Raw genomic sequence first — 19242 nt, 5'->3', positions numbered from 1 at the left:
AATCTGGGCGAGCGCGGCGTCGCTGATCGCGGCCACGACACGATCGCCGGCACGCGCGCTCAACCGAACCCCCGCCTCCCCGGGCGCGTTCCAACAACGCCTGCTGGTACGCGATACCACCGTGGGCCGGATCGGCGTCCTCGGCGGCGCCGACCACCTGCGCCCCGCCCTGCGCGCCCGCATGCAGGAGGAACGCGAACAGATCCACGTCGCCGCGTGGTCGGGCTTCACCGTGTACTACGGCGAGGGCAAGGAGTGGGGCCCCGAGCTCAACACCTCCGCCAGTGTGCGCTACGCGATGGACAGCGCGACCTACGTGCTCGCGCCCGTCGCCGTGGTGCCGGTGGCCGGCTGGGAAGTCGTCGACGCGCGGCTACCGGACCGTCGGCTGTTGCGCGGCGGCGGCGGAGTCTCCCGGATCTTCGGCCCCGGCGGGCTCGAGCTCACCCCGCCACTGGACGAAGGCGCCGAGGGCCTGCTGTTCGCCGACATCGATGTCAGCCGTGGGCTGCGGACGGCTTCCGCGCAGCGCGGGTCCGAATGCCGGACGCCGAGCGGCCGGATCGCCCGGCGCGAGCCCGCCCGCGCCTGACGCGAAAGAGGTTTTCGTAGAGAGGAATTCGCTGGTTACGGGCGGATTTCCGGATTGAGCCGACCGGTTCGCGACGCTATTCTGAGCCGGTGCCGTAGCGACGGCTACGCCCGATCTCATCGCACGCGGAGGTTGGCTGTCCATGGCCATCGAGCCGACAATCCTCGAATTCTCGTCGTCGACCTCGCTGAGCGAAGCGCGTGAACAGTGGGAAGCGCTGATGTCGGAGACGTACGTGCCGCTGGCGGTCGATACCCAGCCCGACCAGCCGTTCTACGGTCGCGTCACGTCTGGTTCGCTGGCCGGCCCGGCGGACTTCAGTCTGACGACCGTCGCGGGCAGCAACCAGGAGTTCCGCCGCTCCAAGACGCACCTGTCTCGTTCCGATGACGAGTACCTGCTGGCGAGCATCCACACCAGAGGGCGGGCGTGCCTGCACCAGGACGGGCGCTCGGCCGTCGTCGGCCAGGGCGACATGGTCTTCTACGACACGTCCAAGCCGTACCACTGGACGAACAGCTCGGCGTTCGAGCAGGTCGTCGTGCAGGTTCCGCTCCGGCTGCTTCGCGAACAACCCGGACTGGCCCAGGTGGACCTGCCCACGGCGGTGACGGTCCCCGCCGACAGCGCCGCGGGTGTCGTCGCGGGCTTCTTCCGCGGTCTCGCCAGGGTTCGGCAGGAGGCGCCGGACCAGGCCGACGTGCTGGCGGTCAACGCGCTGGATCTGGTCGGCTCGGCGGTGATGCTCACCGCGGGCATGCGTCCGATCGAAACCTCTCGCGATTCGCTCAACCGCGAACAGGTGCTCATCTACCTGCGGGAACACTGCACGAATCCCGAGCTGACCGCCGACGAGGTCGCCCGCGCCTGCCACATCTCCCGCCGTACGCTCTTCCGCGTCTTCGACGGCTCCGGCGACAGCCTCGGTGTCACCCTGCGCAAGCTGCGGGTGCGGCACGCGAAGGCGCTGCTGATCCGGCACCGCGCGCTGCCGCCCGCCGCGGTGGCCTTCGGTTCGGGCTTCGCCTCGGAACGGCAGTTCTACCGAGTCTTCCAGCGGGAGACCGGCATGACGCCCGGCGAATTCCGGCACAACCACGCCGGCTGAGCCTGGCACGGATTGTCAGCGATCTGGCACCGACGGACTGACCCGGACGGGTTCCGCTGGGCGACACTGGTTCTCAGCGAGCGGTTGAGTACGAGGAGCGGTCACCATGGCGGATCGGATTCGGGTGGCGGCCGTGCAGGCCGAACCCGCCTGGTTACAGCTCGCGGTCGGCATCGAGCAGACGATCGGCCTCATCGAGGACGCGGCCGATGGCGGCGCTCAGCTGGTGGCGTTCCCGGAGACCTTCCTGCCCGGCTATCCCTGGTGGTTGTGGCTGAACTCGGTCGACTGGGGCTCGGAGTTCCGTGGCCGCTATCTCGCGAACGCGATGACCAGGGAAGGGGCCGAGCTGCGCGCGATCGCGCACGCGGCCAGGCGGACCGGGATGTGGGTCGCGCTCGGGTTCGCCGAACGCGCGGGCAGCGACCTGTTCATGACCCAGGTGCTGGTGAGTCCCGCGGGCCGGATGGAGTTCGCGCGCAAGGTGCGGCCCACGGCGCTGGAGCGGGAGCTGTTCACGGCCGGGACCGAACCGCCGGTGGTGTACGACACCGAGCTGGGGCGGATCGGCATGCTGGCGGGCGCCGATCATCTGTGCCCACGGCGGCGGGTGGACCTGTGGTGGGAACAGGTTCACATCGCGGCGTGGTCGGGGTTCACGGTCTATCACGAGGACGACGGTGCCGGGGTGACGGCGGTGAACAACACCGTCAGCGCGGACTACGCCCGAGCGAGCCGGGTAGCCGTCGTCGCGCCGACGGCCCTGGTTCCGATGACCGGCTGGGAAGTGGTCGACGCGCGGTCCCCGGAATACCGGCTGCTCAGCGGTGGTGGCGGGGTCGCGCGCGTCCTCGGGCCCGACGGGCTCGACCTGGTCGAGCCGCTCCCGGCGGGCAGTCCTGGGCTGCTGTTCGCCGAGGTCGAGCTCGCACCCGAGCCCGTCCCCGGCGATCAGGGCGCCGAGCTCAGGAGCGAACCAGCCGAGCGATCGCGTCGGTCGCCTCTTTGATCTTGGCCTCGGCCTCCGGCCCGCCCGCCACGGCCGCGTCGACGACGCAGTGCGAGATGTGGTCCTCGAGCAGACCCATCGCCACGGCCTGTAGCGCCTTGGTCATCGCGGAGACCTGGGTGAGGATGTCGATGCAGTACTTCTCTTCTTCGACCATCCGCTGCAGGCCGCGGGCCTGGCCCTCGATGCGGCGCAGGCGCTTGAGGTAGTCGTCCTTGGCGGTGATGTAGCCGTGGCCGGCGTGGTCGTGGCCCGCGTGCTCGTCGCCTGGTGCGGTGTCGGGGGTGGGTGCTGTCACCGAAGTCTCCTAGCCGGGCCGGATGCTCGCCGTCGAGCGAGCTTATACCCCCCTAGGGTACAGTTTCCGGCCGGAATTGTCAGATGGGCGGCCGCCGGGCGGGTCCCGGTGATGCGGGAGACCTGGCCGGACGGAACAATCAATCCTATGAGTTCGCTTCCCCGGCCCGCACTCGCCGTCATCGGCGGCAGTGGTTTCTATGACTTCTTCGACGACGACGCCACCCACGTCGAGGTCGACACGCCGTACGGCGCGCCGAGCGCACCCATCGCTGTCGGTGCGGTCGAGGGGCGCGCCGTCGCGTTCCTGCCGCGTCACGGCAAGCAGCACGAGTTCGCCCCGCATACCCTGCCCTACCGGGCCAACATGTGGGCGCTGCGCTCGCTCGGCGTGCGCCGGGTGTTCGCGCCGTGCGCCGTCGGCAGCCTGCGCGCCGACTGGGGGCCCGGCACGGTCGCGGTGCCCGATCAGCTGGTCGACCGGACCTCGGGCCGACCGCAGACCTACTTCGACGGCGGCGGCATCCACGTGTCCTTCGCCGATCCGTACTGCGACGAGCTGCGCACGGCCGCCGTGAAGTCGGCCGGCGGGGAATTGCGCGTCGAGGATTCCGGCACGATGGTCGTCGTGCAGGGCCCGCGCTTCTCCACCAGGGCCGAGAGCCGCTGGTTCGCCGGGCAGGGCTGGGACCTGGTCAACATGACCGGGCATCCCGAGGCCGTGCTCGCTCGGGAGCTCGAAATGTGCTACGCCGCAGTCGCTCTCGTCACCGATCTGGACGCGGGTCTGGAAGAGGGCGACGGTGTGCACGCGGTGGACGTGTTCGCCGAGTTCAAGAAGAACCTCGGCCCGTTCAAGGAGCTCATGCGGCGCGCGGTCGCCGCGGTCGACGGCGCGGACACCTGCGAGCGCTGCCGGGTGCACGCCGGAGTCTCGCTGCCGTTCGAACTGCCCTGATCACCCCGGTGGCGTGACCCGCAGCTGGGCCAGCACGAACAGCGGCGCCGCGCCACCCTCCGCGCCCGCGGGCAGCGGCGTCAACTCGACGTCGGTGACCAGCCAGCCGTCGGTCTCGGTCGCCAGCCGGACCCCGGCCAGTTCGGCGCGGGCGGCCCCGGCCAGGATCTCCGCGCGCGCCGCGGCGATCCTGGCCCGGTCCTCGGGATGCGGGATCAGCCGATCGTCGATCCCGCGCCAGCGCAGGCCGGGCACCGGCTCGGTGACCCACCTGACCTGCCTGGCCTGCGCGGTGTCCAGGATGCACAGGTACAGCCCCGGCTGACTGTCGCGCAGCAGGTCCAGCGTGGCCGCCTCGAACGACTTGGCTTGCGGGGCAACGCTGTCGGTGACGTCGACGGCGAGGCCGCGCCACGTGAACCGCCGGTCCGCCACCCCGTTGCGCGCGGCCACCAGCAGTGATCGCGGGCCGATCGCCGAGTGCACCGTGGGCACGCCCGACCATCGGCTCTCCGGCTCCGACCGGTTCAGGATGGCGACGATCTCGAGCGCGCGATCGAATCGCTCGATCCGCTGGAAGGGTTCGGCCCCCGTGTATTCCACCGGCGCCGAACCGAAATGCGGCCCGAGCCCGGCCGGCCGGCTGCGCACGATCCTGGCCCGCGCGTCGACCACGAACGAGCCGACAGCGAGGTCCGCCGGGGGCGCCTCCTCGCCGACCCAGACCTTCACCCCATGGGGCCGCGCGCCCGGCCACAGCACGGGCACGGCCCGAAACCGGTGCTCCGACCACGGGTTACGGGACTTCGGCAGCATCCGCTCGACCGGTTGACCCGTGGTGTGCGCGGCTTCGATCATCGGTTGCAGCGCGGCGGGGACGGCCCGGTGATACGACGCCCACTCGCGCGGCGTCGTCCCGGCGGTCAGCATCGACCACGTGCCCGGTGCGCCCAGCGTCTCCACCAGCTGCCACCGTCCGATGATCACCCGTGCTGCCCCTTTCGTCGTCGGTCCCACCTGCGGAAATCTCGTCCATCGTGCCCGATCGCCCGCGCGCGGCCGGGGCGGGGTCGTGGTCGATAGGCTCGGGGCATGGACACACCGCTGCGGTTGGAGATCATCGTCGCCAGCACCCGGCCCGAGCGGTTCGCGCCGGTGGTGGCCGACTGGTTTCGCGGAATGGTCGCGGCGCGGCCGGAATTCGAGGCCGGCGTGCTCGACCTGCGCGAGCTCACGCTGCCGGTCGAGCTCGTCGAGACGCCGGAGGTCGAGGCGTTCCGGGCCCGGTTGGCCTCGGCCGACGCGTTCGCCGTGGTGACCTCGGAGTACAACCACGGCTATCCGGCGTCGCTGAAGACCGCGCTCGACAGCGCCAAACACGAATGGCGGGCCAAACCGATCGGCTTCGTCTCCTATGGCGGCCTGTCGGGTGGATTGCGCGCGGTCGAGCAGCTGCGCCAGGTGGTCGCCGAACTGCACATGGTCTCGGTGCGCGAGTCGGTGAGCTTCGCCCAGGCCAAGCGCCGCTTCGACGCAGCCGGTGCGACCGACGACAAGGCCGCCGTTGATGCCTGCGGCCGGATGCTCGGCCAATTGGCCTGGTGGGGAAGGACTCTGCGCGCCGCCCGTGCCGCCGACCCCTACCCGGGCTGACCGGCCAGGCGGTACTCTTCGCGCCCGACCGGGCGGCTTCCGTGGTGACGCGAGCCGTCGCCGGCCACTGCCAGGTCAGGCGTTGGCCATCGAACGCTGACCGCGCGGCTGGCCGATGTAGGTCGCCTCGCGCGGGATCGACACCAGCGTCAGATTGACCCTGGTGGTGCCGGTGCGCAGCACGACCCGGTTCCCGATCGCACCCGGCTGGAATATCTCCAGGTCGGGACGGGAGGCGGGCCAGCCGTTCGGATCACCGGTCAGGTAAATCGTAGTGACACCGGCGTGCGGCGCAGGGGCGAGCACACCGTCGACGATCGTCGCGGTGAAACCCGCGTCGGACTGGTGCGTTTCGACCGCGATGCTGAGCCGCTCCGGATTGCCGACGGTATTCACCAACTGCTCCCAGGCATGCGCCCGGTCGGTCCGCACGAGCACTCGCTCACCGACCGCCAGCGCGCGGAACACCAACTGCTGGGCCAGATACAGTTCGCCCGCCACATAGACCGAGGAGATGCCCGCGCCGATGATGCGGGCCGCGACACCGTTGCCCTCGTCGTCGGAGCCGAGCAGCTGACCGCAACCCGCCGAGGGCAGGTGCAGCGCTCCGATGACATCGATCGGGTACTCGGTGGTGGGGACGGTGTCGTCCAGACCCGGCACCGCGATCGGCAGGTGCGCGAGCAGCGCGTCACGATGACGGCCGTTCATCGACACCATGCCCTTGGTGCTGCTCTTCTCCGGCAGCTCGCGGGCGGTCAACCGCCAGGCGGCCCCGACGCTCACCGACTCGGCGTCGCTGCCGGGCCGCAGCCGCACCGCGACCGTGGTGCCGCGCGAGGGCGCGACCCACAGCTGCGCGAGCAGATCCGAACCGAGCTGCTTGGGATCGACCGCGCTGCCGATATTGACCGAGTTGCCGATCTCGGCGAACTTCCACCGCTGGGTCAGCGTGCGCGGATCGAGTCCGGCGGTGATCTGCTGCACGGCCTTGCGGATCTCGGGCGCGGTGAGGATGCGCGCGCTGCAGTCGGCGTCCTCGAGCGTGCGCATGATGCGCTGGGTGGCGATGGTGACCGCGCGCGAGGCGCCCTCGGTGCCGCCGCCGCGGCGCTCGGTGGCGTCGGGGCACCGCACCGCGTCGAAGCTGATCGCCAGCCAGACCGTGCGATGCGCGGTGGCGGGCAGCGGCCCGAGCAGCGACTCGTAGATCGCGCCCGCGGGCGTGCCCGAGCGGCTGCGGTGGCCGTGGCTGATGATGTCGATGCCGCTGAGCAGGATGTCGTGCTGGTTGAGGCAGGCGGCGAGTTCGGGCAGGGGGAGCAGGTGGGAGGCGTGCACGGCGTTGCGGGCGATCCTGGTCAGCCCGCCCCTGGGCGGCAGCACCTCGACGACGGTCACTACGCGGCTGCCGTCCCAGTAGAGGCCGAGTGAACGCCCGTCGGTGTCACGGAAGTCGACGGTGTCGCCGAGGGTGTAGTCGCGCTTGCCCGAGTAGCGGCGGATCGTGCCGAGCCAGTCGAGGACGGTGCGCTTGCCGATCGGGATCAACGGAATCACGGCCACCACGAGGGCGACGCCGAGCGCGGGCAAGGCCCCGAGGCCTACCACCAGCACGATGACGCCCGCGAGCATTCCGAGCACCTGCGCGATGAGCAGCTGCGGCAACGTGACACGACCGAACAGCGGACGCGGACCGGCACCGGTGAACTCGGCCATTGGTTCCTCCCCCGAATGTGAACAAGTGCTGCGGGGAACTGTACTGTGTTGCGCGGACGAGAGCACTGTTCGGGGGAGGAACCATGCCTTCAAAACCCACCACGCGCTGGCAGGTCAGCGGCTACCGCTTCCTGGTGCGGCGGATGGAGCACGCCCTGGTGCGTCGCGACGTCCGTATGCTGCACGATCCGATGCGCGCCCAGACCCGTGCCTACGCGGTCGGTTTGGTTCTCGGCCTGGTCGTCCTCGCCGGTTGCGGCATCCTCGCGCTGCTGCGCCCGCAGGACAAGATCGGTGACAACAAGATCCTGATCGGCAAGGAATCCGGCGGCGTCTACGTCGTCATCGAAAACGTCGTCCACCCGGCCCTCAACCTCGCCTCGGCCCGGCTGGCCGCCGGCGAAGCGGCCAAGGCGGTCATCGTCAAGGAATCCGAACTCGGCAAGAAGCCGCGCGGCCAGCTGATCGGCATCCCCGGCGCCCCCTCCTCGATCATGTACGACAAGGACGGCAAGGGCCGCCCGTGGTCGGTGTGCGATCAGCTCAAGTCCGACGGCACCGCGAACCTGACCACCTCCGTCCTGGCCGGCGATCCTGACCTCGGCGCGAAGGCGTCGGCGATGGAGAACGGCAAGGCCCTGCTCGTCAAGGGCAAGGATTCGACCTACCTCGTCTACGAGAACAAGCGCGCCAGGGTGAAGCTGGACGACGCACCGGTCATCCAGGCCCTCGGCATCGGCGGCGTGACGCCGCGCCCCATCAGCGAGGGCTTGCTGAACGCCATCCCCGAGGTACTCCCGATCGAGACGCCCCGGATCGACAACCCCGGCGGCACGCCGACCTACAACGTCAGCGGGCATCGGATCGGTGACGTCGTCCAGGTCTTCAACGAGCCCAACCAGAACTACGTGGTGCTCCAGGACGGGCTGCAGCCGGTCTCCGCGCTGACCGCGCAGATCATCCGCAACTTCTATCCGACGGTCATGAACGGCACCACGATCCAGTCGACGGACCGCACCTACGCGCCGACCGTGCGGAATCCGCTGAAGGTGCAGGACTACCCGGCCGACCGGCCCGCGCTGATCTCGGCGAAGGACAAGTCGGTCAGCTGCATCACCTGGAAGCCGATCGCCGGCGCCATGGACAACACCGACGCCACCGCCCGCGCGGAGCTGGACGTGCTCGTCGGCATCGACCTGCCGATCCCGGACAAGGCCAAGCTGGTGAACCTGGCCCAGGCCGACGCGGCGGGCCCGAACGCCGACACCGTCTACATCCCACCCGCCACCGGTGCCTACGTCCAGACCACCGGCATCGAGGTCGACAGCCGTCGCAAGGACAGCCTGTTCTACATCGCCGACACCGGCGTGCGCTTCGGCATCAAGAACGCCGACGCGGTCAAGGCGCTCGGCCTGGAGAACGTGAAAGCCGAACCGGCGCCGTGGCCGATCGTCGGCCTGCTCGCCGGTGGCCCGAGCCTCGGCCGCGAGGACGCGATGGTCGCCCACGACGGCATCGCCCCCGACCCGTCGCCCGCGAAACAGCCTGTCGCGACGGTCAATCCGGCCGCCAACTAGCCGGGCGGTTCCTCGGTGCGAGCCCGCAGCTCGGCGACCTCGGCGCGCAGCGAGCGCACCTCCTCGACCAGCTCGGTGAGGGTGCGGTCGGCGCGATCGGCGGCCTCGTCGACGGTCTTGAGCTGCTCGACGACCCAGCTGGTCATGGTGCCGATGGCGAAGGAGATCAGGCCGATGCCCAGGGTCATCAGGACCAGGGAGACCAACCGTCCCTCGGTGGTCACGGGGTAGACGTCGCCGTAGCCGACGGTCGTCACCGACACCGCCGACCACCACAGGGCATCGCCGAAGGTCTTGATCTTGCCGTCGGGCGCGCCGTACTCGGCGTCGAAGAAGGCCAGGCTGGACAGCAGCAGGATCAGCAGTGAGCTCGTCGCCACGAAGCTCACCAGGCGGGTGCGCGGCTTCGTCGCGCGGTTGAGCGAGTCGAGCAGCAGCAGGGCCGCGCGGACGAGACGCAGCGGCCGGAACGGCGGCACCAGCACCACCAGCAGGTCGAGCGGGTGCTTGCGTACGAACCGCAGCCGATCGGTGGACAGGCGCAGCCGCACGGCGAAATCAATGGCGAAGATCGCCCAGATCACGACGTCGGCCCACACCAGCGCCGCGTCGAGACGCGGTGAGACATCGGTGTCGAGCACCCGCCAGGCATAGAGGACGAGGAACAGCACGGCCAGTGCCATCAGCGGCAGATTGGTCGCGCGTTCCCAGCGCTGCCTGCGCGTCAGGGGTGTTTCGCTCGAGTCCATGCTGCTACCTGTGTCGACGGGATGCGCTGCGGTGCGCAGGACGACGGTACCGCGTGGACCCGCGCGGCACCGTCGATCACCGGGTCAGACGTCTTCCCGCACACCCATCCGCCGTCGGATCGGGAACGAGGCAAGCATCCCGAGGACGAACAGCAGCCCGACCACGCCCGCGCCGATCAGCGACACGTTCCTGGCGGTGTTGTCCGGTGCCGGTGCCGGGGCCGGCACTGCCAGCTGCACCTGCGCCGCGGGCGACGGCCGCTTCGGCGGCAGCGAGCCCGTCACCTCGGCGGTGAGCGCCGCCATCGGATCGACGCTGCCGTACCCGATGTACTGGTTCCACCCCTCGGCGGGCGCGTGCGCCGTCGCTTGCACCCGCTTCATCACTTCCTTGGCGCTGAGCTCCGGGAATCTGGCCCGCACCAACGCGACCACCCCGGAGACCAGCGGCGTCGCGAAACTGGTTCCGCTGATCGGGCTGGTCTGCCCCTGCTGGTTGACCGTCCCGGTCGCGGTCCCCGCGCCACGCGGGTTGAGCGACACCATGTTCTCGCCCGGCGCGGCGACACTGAGCCACGGCCCGGCGACGGTGAACTTCGACGGCGCGCCGTTCGCGTCGATCGAGCCGACCGCGAGCACGTAGTCGTCCCAGCGAGCCGGGCTCACGTTCATCTCGGTCTTCGACCACGGATCGGCATTCGGGTCCAGCGGATCGATCACCGTGTTGGCGGTCTTGCAGGTATCCGAATTACCCGCCGCGACAACGGGAACCGCGTTCTTCACCTCGACGGCGTACTGCAGTGCCGCGCCGACCGCGCTGTCGTTGACACCCTTGTTGGTGCCACACCAGACCTCGGAGACATTGATGACCGAGGCGCCCATGTCGGCGGCCCGCCGGATCGCCGAAGCCATCGTCGCCAGGTTGCCGTACCCGTCGGGCAGATCCTCGGGCGCCTTGTTCCGGTTGGCGCCTTCCTTCTGATACATCTTGCTGGTCTGACGGATGGTCAGGATCTGTGCCTCGGGCGCGACCCCGGAGAAGCCCTGCCCGTCGACCTTGGTCGCGGCGATCAGTCCGGCGACGAAGGTGCCGTGCGCGTCGCAGTCGTCGGCGCCGTCACCCGAGTTCGCGACGAAGTCACCGCCTGCGATCATGTCCGGCAGCCGATCGTTCCTGGTCACGCCGGTATCGATGACGGCGACCAATTGCCCGGCGCCACGGGAGAATTCCCACGCGCGCTCCAGCCCGAGCGACCGCTGCGCCTCCGGGATGGCGGGTCCGTCGCCACCGGTGGCCACCGTGGTGCACACCGCGTTCGAGCCGACCTCGGTCTTCTCCGGCGGTGCGGCCGGGTCACCGGCGGGCAGGTTCGCCGGATCGGCGGCGGGTGGCCGGTCGGCCGAGGCGGGCGCGGCGCCCAACCCGAACGACACACCGACACCGAGCGCCACGGCCGCCGCCGCGACGCGCAGGCTCGCGTTCACAGCCCGCGAACGAGGGAGTAGAGCTCGGCGACCCAGAACACCAGCGGCAGCACCGCGGCGACGAACGCGTATTCGAGCAGTTCGACGGCTCGGCGCATCGGCGGGGTGGCCGTCTGGTTCGGCACGATCAGGCCGAGCACCAGCGCGGCGATCAGGATCGCCAGCGCGGCGCCGAAAACCACCAGCGGCTGGCGCATTTCGAGGGAGATGCCGATCAGCATGAGCAGCACGATCGACGCGCCACCGGCGATCAGCACGATGGCCTGCTCGGCGCCCGCGTAGGTGCGGCTGCGGAACATCAGCACCACGGCGCAGACCAGCGCCAGGGCGATGCCGGGCCAGTACGGGTCGTCGGCGCCCGCGTCGACCGCGAGCAGCGCGCCGACGACGGTGACCAGCGTGGTCGCGGTGACCAGGCCGGCGAGGTAGTTGCGTGCCCGCTCCGACCTGGCCCGCAGCGCGTCCAGCGTCGGCAGGGCGCGGTGGTCGTCCGGATCGTCCTCGGTCGGGTCGATCGGGGTGCCGGGGGAGGGGACCGGCGGCAGCGGCAGCTTGGCCAGCAGCATCGACACCCGCGGCGAGAGCGAGAGCCCGGCCAGGCCGAAGGCGGCGACACCGGCGCCGATGGCCTTGAGCGGCTGGTCGGTGAGCAGCCCGACCAGCGCGGCCGGGATGGTGAACACCGAGGCCGTCGCGGCGCCGATGAACAGCGCGAGCCCGACGCCGGTCACTCGCCACGCGAGAACCGCGGTGGCGCCGAAGAGGGTGGCGCCGAGGAGCAGGTGCGCCCAGCTGTAATGGTCGGGGACGAGCAACATCCCAGCGGCGAAGGCGGTCGGCAGCGCGCAGCCACCGAGGACCAGCGCCGCCGCGGTGTCGCCGTACATTCGGCTGAGCACGGTGCCTGCGACCACGCACAGGATCGCGACCAGCAGCGCGAGCGAGCCCGTCACCCAGAACGGCAGCGCGTCCGGCGCGGCGAGCAGACCGAAACAGCCGACCAGCATCGTGATCGCGGCGAGCACCGAACCGGTCACGCGCGCCGTCTTCGGCGTCCAGCTGCGGTAGTGCTCGGCGTCGGCGATCGCGACGTTGTACATGATGTCGTCGAACAGCGGCGTCGGCGCCGTGTGCGAGGCGCTCTCCAGCATGAGCAGTTCGCCGTCACGCACGCCGTGTTCGCCGAGGCTGAGCGAGTTCGAGAAGGGGGGATGACCGATCCGGGCGAGCACCCATTCGGCGGGCTCGTAGCGTTCGCCGTCGTTGTCGAAGTCATTGGACCGGCTGTGCTGAGCGACCATGTCGACGACGCTCGGGATGACGAGGGCGACCGGAACATCCACCGGAATCGCCATGTCGACCTGCGTGTGCTTGGCCAGAATCGTCACCCGGGCAAGGTCCGGTGCGCGAACGATGCCGCGCGCGGAATCCTCTTCCAGATGATCGAGTCGCGCGTGCGTCAAAACTCCCCCAACTCCGTCTCTACCTCGTGTTTCCGCTCGACCCCTCGGGCGATCGACAGTTTGCGGAACTCACCGTTCGGACAGCAGAATGCCTGACGAACCATACGACATGTCGGCCGCGACCTCTACACTGAGCCGGTCGCGAGGACAGCGAATAGTCAAGCAGGGGGAGTCTCGACCATGAGCACAGTCCGGTTCCAGCGCCGTGCCCGGCGTGAGATGCCGCGTACGCCCGGTGGTGAGGTCACGCTGCAGCCGCCGCCCGAGATCCCCAGGATCACGCCGGGCAACCTGCTCATGAAGCTGATGCCCGTCGTCATGGTGGTCGGCATGGTCGGCATGATGGCGCTGATGTTCACCCAGGGCAGCGGCATGCTGTCCAACCCGATGTCGATGATGTTCCCGCTCATGATGATCATGTCGATGGTCACCATGTTCGGCCAGGGCAGCGGCAAGGGGGCCAAGGCCGCCGAAGCCAACGAGGACCGCAAAGACTACCTGCGCTACCTCGACCAGGTCCGCAAGGACGTCGACGAGACCGCCAAGCAGCAGCGTGCCGCCGTCGAGTGGAGCCACCCCGAACCCGGCCTGATCTGGATGCTGGCGGGCACCAGCCGGATGTGGGAGCGCCGCTCCGGTGACAAGGACTTCTGCCACGCCCGCATCGGCCTCGGCGGTCAGCGCCTGGCCACCCGGCTGGTCGCCCCCGAGACCGGCCCGGTGGAAGAGCTCGAACCCATCGCCGCGGTCTCGCTGCGCCGCTTCGTGCGCGCCCACTCCACCGTGCCCGACCTGCCCACCGCCATCGCCGTGAAGGGTTTCGGCACCATCGCCCTCGACGGCGACCGCGCCCAGGCCCGCGACATGACGCGCGCGATGTTGTTGCAGCTGTGCATGTTCCAGGCGCCCGACCAGGTTCTGATCGCCGTGGTGTGCGGCCCCGACACCGCGCGCGAATGGGAATGGACCAAGTGGCTGCCGCACACCCAGCACCCCGAGGTCTCCGACGGCATCGGCACCCAGCGCATGTTCTACGGCTCCATCCGCGAGGCGCTGAGCAGCCTGCACCCGCTGCTGGGCAACCGCGTCCGCTACTCGCGTAACCAGCCGAACAACCCGAACCTGGTGCACGTGGTCATCGTCGTCGACGGTGGCCTGCTCGAAGCCGAGGACGACCAGCTCCGCGAGTCCGGCTACGAGGGCGTCACCATCATCGACCTCTGCAATTACGCTCCGCGCCTCGCTGTTTCGCGCGGCATCAAGATGGTCGTCGAAGACGGCGAATGCCTCGGCCGCGGTGCCACCGGCAACCAGGAACGCTTCGCCACCATCGACCGCGTCAGCGCCGAGCAGGCCCAGCAGGCCGCCCGCCGCCTGGCGCCGTTCCGCGCGGCGACCCAGCGCAGCAGCGATGTGGAAACCGACGACAGCGAGGCCATCTCCACCTGGTCGCAGCTGATGTCGCTCGGCGACATCGGCAACTTCAACCCCGCCAGCGCCTGGCGCCCCCGCTACGGCCGTGAGCGTCTGCGCGTGCCCTTCGGCGTCGGCGCCGACGGCAACCCCGTCGAACTCGACATCAAGGAGGCCGCCGAGAACGGCATGGGCCCGCACGGCCTGTGCATCGGCGCCACCGGTTCCGGCAAGTCCGAGTTCCTGCGCACCCTGGTACTCAGCCTGCTCGCCACCCATTCGCCCGACCAGCTGAACCTGGTCCTGGTCGACTTCAAGGGTGGTGCCACCTTCCTCGGCCTCGACGGCGTCCCGCACGTCGCCGCCGTCATCACCAACCTGGAAGAGGAAGCCGACCTCGTCGACCGTATGAAGGACGCGCTGGCGGGCGAGATGAACCGCCGCCAGGAAGTCCTGCGCCAGGCGGGCAACTTCGCCAACGTCTCCGAATACGAGAAGGCCCGCGCCGCCGGCGCCGACCTCGACCCGCTGCCCGCGCTGTTCGTCGTCCTCGACGAGTTCTCCGAACTCCTCACCCAGCACCCCGATTTCGCCGAGCTGTTCGTGATGATCGGCCGCCTCGGCCGCTCGCTGCACGTCCACCTCCTGCTCGCCTCCCAGCGCCTGGAAGAGGGCAAGCTCAAGGGCCTCGAATCGCACCTGTCCTACCGCATCGGCCTGAAGACCTTCTCCGCCAACGAATCCCGCCAGGTCCTCGGCGTCCCCGACGCCTACAACCTCCCGAATTCCCCCGGCGGCGGCTACCTCAAGGCCGACTCCGGCGAGATCCAGCGCTTCCAGGCCTCCTACGTCTCCGGCCCCTACGTCGGTGGCGGCCCCCAGCGCGAGGTCACCAGCGCCGGCATCGTCGGCGGCGAAATCGACGTCAACGCCCGCCCGTTCCACGCCACGCACGTCGAGTTCCGCACGTCGGATCGGGTGCCGGTACCGGTGGAGTCGAGTTATGAGCCGGAATCGCACAGCGACGACGGTGAACAGGTCTCGAACCTGAACATGCTGGTGTCCCGGATCGCCGGGCACGGCAGGCCCGCGCACGAGATCTGGCTGCCCCCGCTGGATGAGGCTCCCACCCTCGACCAGCTCGTTCCGCGCTCGATCCTCACCGGCGAATACTCGGCGATCGCGACGCTGCGGGCGCCGATGGGTATCGTCGACCGTCCCTACGATCAGCGTCGCGATCAGTTCATCGTCGATCTGTCGGGCGCGCGCGGCAACGTGGCCGTGGTCGGTGGTCCGCAGTCCGGTAAGTCCACCGCGCTGCGCACGCTGATCATGGCGATGTCGCTCACCCACACCGCCGAGCAGGTGCAGTTCTACTGCCTCGACTTCGGTGGCGGCACGCTCGCCGCGCTGGAAGGTCTGCCGCACGTCGGCTCGGTGGCCAGCCGTCTCGACGAGGACCAGGTCCGCCGCACGGTCGCGGAGATGACCACCATCGTGCGGACCCGTGAGGCGCGGTTCCGCCAGTTGGGCATCGAGTCGATGGTGGAATTCCGTCGGCTGCGCTCGATGGATCCGGCGTCCAGTCCCGCTGCCGCCGGCGCGCACGAGGATCCGTTCGGTGACGTCTTCCTGGTGATCGACGGCTTCGGCTCCATCCGCCAGGATTTCGACGCGCTCGAGCAGGTCGTGATGAACCTCGCGGTGCAGGGCTTGTCCTACGGCGTCCATGTCGTGATCGCGCTGAACCGTTGGGCCGAGGCAAGGCCCGCGCTCAAGGATCAGATCGGTACGCGCATCGAGCTCCGACTCGGCGACCCGATGGACTCCGATCTCGGCCGCAAGTTCGCTTCGCTCGTCCCGCAGGGCCGCCCGGGACGTGGCATGACCGCGGAGTGCCTGCACATGCTGACCGGCCTCCCGCGGATCGACGGCTCCTCCGACCCGTCGAACCTGGGCCAGGCGGTGGCCGCCGCGGTCGAGTCCATCTCGCGGATGACGCCGGGCCGGCCCGCTCCACAGGTGCGTATGCTGCCCGACCAGCTGCCGCGTGAACAGCTGCTGTACCTGGCGGGCAATTGGCCGTCGCGGGTCGACCCCGCCACCAAGTGCTTGCGAATCCCCATCGGTATCAACGAATCCGAACTCGCGCCGGTCTACATCGACTTCGCGGAGAGCCCGCACTTCATCATCATCGGTGACACCGAGTCGGGTAAGACCACATTGCTCCGCTCGCTCATCGACGGCATCGCCGCGTCCAACACCCCCGACCAGGCGCGCTTCATCGTCGGTGACTACCGCCGCTCCATGCTGGGCCTGATCCCGGACGGCTATCAGGCCGGCTACGGTTCCACGGCCAAGCAGTTCTCGGACTACATGACCGGACTCGGCCAGTACGTCGCCAAGCGAACACCCGGGCCGGACGTGACGCCGCAGCAGTTGCGTGAGCGCTCGTGGTGGAGCGGGCCGGAGCTGTACGTGATCATCGATGACTACGACCTGGTCGCCACCTCGCAGGGCAACCCGGTCAGCGCGCTGGTCGAACATCTCCCGCACGCGCGTGACCTCGGATTCCACGTGATCATCGCCCGCCGCTCCGGCGGCGCTGGTCGAGCCATGTACGAGCCCACGTTGGCGCGGATGAAGGATCTCGGGTCGGCCGGCCTCATCCTCAGCTGCAGCCGTGACGAAGGTGTTCTACTCGGCACGACGCGTCCCGGCCCCAAGCCGACCGGTCGCGGTACGTTCGTGACTCGCAACAGCGAGGGGCTCGTGCAGACCGCCTGGATGCCGCAGCCGGAATGACCACCGTCGAGCTCGTCGTCACCGAGGCGAAGATCTGGGCGCGCGGCGCGACCACCCACTGGGATGTGCCGCCCTCGATTGTGTTGGGTAGCAACAATTCCGACCTGGTCGTCGGTGAGCCGCTGACGCCGCCTACCCAGGTCGTGTCGGCTGTCCAGTACCTGATGTCCGACCATGTCGCCGTGCCGCCGCGCGTGCCTTCCTCGCTGGAGGCGCTCACTGCGGTGGTCGCCGCGATCCTCGATTCCCTCGGGGTGGCGGTTCCGTGCGATCGTCTCGTCTGCGTGCACCCCACGGCCTGGGGCACTCGTGCGCTGGAGATGTTCGCCTCCGTCGCACAGAGATTCGCCCGTGAGGTCACGTTCGAGCCGTGTGCGGTGCGGGCCTCCGAGGTCGATACCGCGACCCGGCGCAGCCGCCGCTCCGCGATCCTCGAGTTCGGCCTGCTGTCGACCACCGCGACCACGGTCGTCTACGACGCGAACGGCACGCATATCGAAGCCGTCGAGGCCGAACCCAACCTCGCGGTGGTCGAACTCACCGCGGCACACGGCCGGGCGGCGTTGACCGATCTGCTGGGGCGCCTGCTCACCGACCGTCCGGCGGACGTAGTGCAGGTGTTCGGCACCACCGATCCCGAGATCATGACGGTGGTGGGTGAGGTCGCCGAAGCCGTGGCCGGGTCGTCGATCGCGATCAGCCCCCTGACCGGGACCGACGTAGCCCGGCGCCCGCAGCAGCCGACTCCGTACACGCCTAGCATTCCGCCCGCGCGATCCGAGTGGATGCAACCGTTGCGGGAGCGCGCCGCCGCGACTCACCCGGTCGATCGACGACCGATGTATCTCGCGGCCGTAGCCGCCGTCGCCGTGATCGCGTCCGTCACAGCAGGCGTCGTCCTGTGGGCCGGTGGCGATGATCCGGCGCCGTCTGCGAACGCGGAGACGACCTCCATACACGCGGACCCGGTCGCCCCGACGACGGCACCACCGCCGACCACGCCGCGATCCGCCACCGAGACGATCGGGCGGATCACCCTGCAGGTCCCACCGGGCTGGCGGCGCGCGGCGGTGACGTCCCCTGCGACCCGCATCGACCTCTCACCGGATAGCGGTGCCCGCCAACGGATTACGATCGCCCAGCAGACGGTCGCGACGGACGCCGGGTACGACGACATCGCCGCCGACCTCACCACCCAGACCAAGAGCAAACCGCAGGGGACCGTCTCGGAGATCCGCCGCGACGTCGTCTTCGCGGGCCGGCCTGGAATCGCCTACGAGGAGCGACCCCTGGACGGATCAGAAGTCCGCTGGCACGTCCTCGTCGAACGCGGCGTCCAGGTCAGCGTCGGTTGCCAGTACATGGCAGGCCGGTGGGACGAGGTTTCGACCGCTTGTGAGCAGGCCGTGAGCGCGATCAGGGTCAACCCGTGACGGTCGACCTCGGTCGGCATCACGTGACGCCGGGCTCGATCGGACCAATTGCCCACTCGACCGGGACCGGGTATCGTCGCCGAGGCATGGTTTCACATCAATGTTGGGGGATTGATGGTTTGGGGGATCGACTTCAGCACCACCCGTCAGTGGGCACCCGTCTGTGCGCTCCGCGGTGTTGTGGCTCAGCTCCGGCAAAAAACTTCGAATCGACGGCCAGATGAGTGGAACCAAACGCCCCAGTGCCGCGTCTAACCAAATGAAGAGCTCAGTGAACCCTCTCCGCAGAGGCGCTGACAACCCGAAAGGACAACGATGACTCTCCACGCAGATGTTGCCGATCTCCAGACCTTTGCCAAGGAAGCGGAGTCTTCCTACAACGAGATCGAGGGTCTCGTGAAGAAGATCTGGGCCGGCAAGATGCAGACCACCGAGACCTGGAAGGGCGGCGCGCAGGTCGCTTTCGACCAGCTGATGGACTCCTACGCCGCGCGCGCCGAGAAGCTGAACGACAAGCTCCTCGAGACCTCGCAGAAGCTGATGGAGGCGACGAACAGCTACTCCGAGCAGGACGCGCTCTTCAAGGGCCAGGTCGACGCCAAGATGGCTGAGCTCGACCTGCCCGCCATCTGACCATTCGGCTCATTACAAACCTTCACTAGAGGAGATTCACTGTCATGGTGGAAATTGCGTCTAACCGGGACTCCGTCGATCTCGGTGCTCAGGACATGATCAACACGGCCAACATGCTGGCTGACAAGCTCCAGGCTTTCCACAACAAGGTTGCCGAAGTGGCCAACCGGTGGGGTGGTAGCGCCCACGAGTCCTTCACCCAGATGCAGGCCGAGTGGAACACCCAGTCCACTCAGCTGAACACCACTCTGCAGGAGGCGGCGAAGCTGGTTCAGACCGGTAACTCCGAACTGCACGACACCGACAAGTGGCTGGCCGGCAAATTCGTCTGACAGCTCGCTCACAAAG

Annotated in this window: 16 protein-coding genes; 10 read left to right on the top strand and 6 right to left on the bottom strand. The window is 69.2% G+C overall.

The features are described from left to right. From QH270_RS05070 to QH270_RS05060, 3 genes are all read left to right on the top strand, one after another. Positions 1–592, top strand: a 592-nt coding sequence (locus QH270_RS05070) for a nitrilase-related carbon-nitrogen hydrolase (RefSeq protein WP_280339162.1), incomplete at its 5' end; no start/stop codon positions are given. A gap of 142 nt (positions 593–734) precedes the next feature. After that, on the top strand, positions 735–1700 hold the full coding sequence (locus QH270_RS05065) for a helix-turn-helix transcriptional regulator (protein ID WP_280339161.1): 966 nt from the start codon (positions 735–737) through the stop codon (positions 1698–1700). A 106-nt stretch (positions 1701–1806) separates the two neighbouring features. Continuing rightward, positions 1807–2709 carry a nitrilase-related carbon-nitrogen hydrolase gene (locus QH270_RS05060; RefSeq protein ID WP_280339160.1) on the top strand — a complete coding sequence of 301 codons (903 nt, stop codon included), beginning with the start codon at positions 1807–1809 and terminating at the stop codon, positions 2707–2709. Here QH270_RS05060 and QH270_RS05055 read toward each other — a convergent pair. Further along, the gene (locus QH270_RS05055; protein WP_110037130.1) at positions 2666–3007 is read right to left on the bottom strand and encodes a metal-sensitive transcriptional regulator; all 342 of its coding nucleotides are present in this window, start codon (positions 3005–3007) and stop codon (positions 2666–2668) included. The two genes, QH270_RS05060 and QH270_RS05055, sit on opposite strands and share 44 nt — an antisense overlap. 147 nt (positions 3008–3154) lie before the next feature. Here QH270_RS05055 and QH270_RS05050 point away from each other — a divergent pair, with 147 nt between their 5' ends. Next, on the top strand, positions 3155–3964 hold the full coding sequence (locus QH270_RS05050; protein WP_280339159.1) for an S-methyl-5'-thioadenosine phosphorylase: 810 nt from the start codon (positions 3155–3157) through the stop codon (positions 3962–3964). Here the strand turns inward: QH270_RS05050 and QH270_RS05045 are convergent, their stop codons facing one another. Next, positions 3965–4951 (bottom strand): GAF domain-containing protein, encoded by a 987-nt coding sequence (locus tag QH270_RS05045; RefSeq protein ID WP_280339157.1) that lies wholly within the window; start codon positions 4949–4951, stop codon positions 3965–3967. 105 nt (positions 4952–5056) lie between these two features. On the opposite strand from QH270_RS05045, the gene QH270_RS05040 reads away from it, so the two are divergent. Further along, entirely contained in the window at positions 5057–5617 is a 561-nt protein-coding gene (locus QH270_RS05040) for an NADPH-dependent FMN reductase (RefSeq protein WP_280339155.1), read from the top strand. A gap of 75 nt (positions 5618–5692) precedes the next feature. On the opposite strand, the gene eccE is transcribed toward QH270_RS05040, so the two are convergent. Further along, positions 5693–7336, bottom strand: coding sequence for a type VII secretion protein EccE (gene eccE, locus QH270_RS05035; protein ID WP_280339154.1), 1644 nt, complete (start codon positions 7334–7336; stop codon positions 5693–5695). An 83-nt stretch (positions 7337–7419) separates the two neighbouring features. Between eccE and eccB the strand changes: the two genes are divergently transcribed. Further along, complete coding sequence (gene eccB / locus QH270_RS05030) at positions 7420–8913, top strand: type VII secretion protein EccB (protein WP_280339153.1); 1494 nt, start codon at positions 7420–7422, stop codon at positions 8911–8913. On the opposite strand, the gene QH270_RS05025 is transcribed toward eccB, so the two are convergent. The 3 genes from QH270_RS05025 to eccD form a co-directional block, all read right to left on the bottom strand. Next, positions 8910–9662, bottom strand: a complete 753-nt coding sequence (locus QH270_RS05025) for a potassium channel family protein (RefSeq protein WP_280339152.1) — start codon at positions 9660–9662, stop codon at positions 8910–8912. The genes eccB and QH270_RS05025 overlap by 4 nt on opposite strands. Positions 9663–9746: 84 nt before the next feature. After that, positions 9747–11147 carry a type VII secretion-associated serine protease mycosin gene (gene mycP / locus QH270_RS05020; protein ID WP_280339151.1) on the bottom strand — a complete coding sequence of 467 codons (1401 nt, stop codon included), beginning with the start codon at positions 11145–11147 and terminating at the stop codon, positions 9747–9749. Next, entirely contained in the window at positions 11144–12610 is a 1467-nt protein-coding gene (gene eccD, locus QH270_RS05015) for a type VII secretion integral membrane protein EccD (RefSeq protein ID WP_280339150.1), read from the bottom strand. Before eccD ends, mycP begins: the two co-directional genes overlap by 4 nt. A 180-nt stretch (positions 12611–12790) precedes the next feature. Between eccD and eccCa the strand changes: the two genes are divergently transcribed. The 4 genes from eccCa (at position 12791) to QH270_RS04995 (ending at position 19226) form a co-directional block, all read left to right on the top strand. Further along, the gene (eccCa, locus tag QH270_RS05010) at positions 12791–16828 is read left to right on the top strand and encodes a type VII secretion protein EccCa (RefSeq protein WP_280339149.1); all 4038 of its coding nucleotides are present in this window, start codon (positions 12791–12793) and stop codon (positions 16826–16828) included. Beyond that, complete coding sequence (locus QH270_RS05005; RefSeq protein ID WP_280339148.1) at positions 16825–18261, top strand: type VII secretion-associated protein; 1437 nt, start codon at positions 16825–16827, stop codon at positions 18259–18261. Before eccCa ends, QH270_RS05005 begins: the two co-directional genes overlap by 4 nt. Before the next feature lie 315 nt (positions 18262–18576). Further along, positions 18577–18894: a WXG100 family type VII secretion target gene (locus QH270_RS05000; protein WP_280339147.1), complete on the top strand. Its 318-nt coding sequence runs from the start codon at positions 18577–18579 to the stop codon at positions 18892–18894. 44 nt (positions 18895–18938) lie between these two features. Further along, on the top strand, positions 18939–19226 hold the full coding sequence (locus tag QH270_RS04995) for a WXG100 family type VII secretion target (RefSeq protein WP_280339146.1): 288 nt from the start codon (positions 18939–18941) through the stop codon (positions 19224–19226). Positions 19227–19242 lie beyond the last annotated feature (16 nt).

The sequence above is a fragment of the Nocardia neocaledoniensis genome (assembly GCF_029868625.1).
In the GTDB taxonomy this organism is placed as follows: domain Bacteria; phylum Actinomycetota; class Actinomycetes; order Mycobacteriales; family Mycobacteriaceae; genus Nocardia; species Nocardia neocaledoniensis_A.
This window is presented reverse-complemented; position numbering and strand designations above follow the sequence as displayed.